Here is a 788-nt window from a genome sequence, read left to right as displayed (position 1 = left end):
GGGGCTCGCGAACGCGACCGGGAAGCGGGTCGCGCAGGCGACCCGGCGCGTCGAACAGGCGCGGAGCGCGGAGAAGCTGTAGTCGGGACCGAGCCCGGCGTCGCCGGGCTCGGCCACGGGGCGGTGTGACACGCCGCACCACTGGATGGAAAGCTATACGACGCCGACCCGACCACGCGTATATAAGCAGATGTCTCAGGAGGGATACGACCACGCGACGGTGGAGGAACGCTGGCAGGAGGCGTGGGACGACGCCTCCGTCTATCACGTCCCGGACGACGCCGAAGACCCGACGTACGTCCTCGGGATGTACCCGTACCCGTCCGGGAAGCTCCACATGGGCCACGTCCGTAACTACACGATCACGGACGCGTACGCCCGCTACCGCCGGATGCGCGGCGACGACGTGCTCCACCCGATGGGGTGGGACGCGTTCGGACTGCCCGCCGAGAACGCCGCCAAGGAGCGCGACACCAACCCCCGCGACTGGACGTTCGACTGTATCGACACGATGCGCGGGCAGATGAAGTCGATGGGGTTCGGCTACGACTGGGACCGGGAGGTCACCACCTGTACCCCGGAGTACTACCGGTGGAACCAGTGGCTGTTCTCCCGCTTCCGCGAGGCCGGCCTCGTCGAGCGCCGCGACGCCGAGGTGAACTGGTGTCCCTCCTGTGAGACCGTCCTCGCCGACGAGCAGGTCGAGGGCGAGGCGGAGTTGTGCTGGCGCTGTGACACCCCCGTCGAGACCCGCGAGCTGGACCAGTGGTTCCTGAAGATAACCGAGT

General features: G+C 68.0%; 1 protein-coding gene. It reads left to right on the top strand.

Features of this window, described 5'->3' with window-relative positions; all coding sequences use genetic code 11:
- Positions 1–190: 190 nt before the first annotated feature.
- Positions 191–788, top strand: a 598-nt coding sequence (locus tag BN903_RS12315; RefSeq protein ID WP_048078002.1) for a class I tRNA ligase family protein, incomplete at its 3' end; no start/stop codon positions are given.

Source organism: Halorubrum sp. AJ67 (assembly GCF_000513435.1).
The sequence above is the reverse complement of the archived record's forward strand: the minus strand, read 5'-3'. Positions and strand labels throughout refer to the sequence as shown.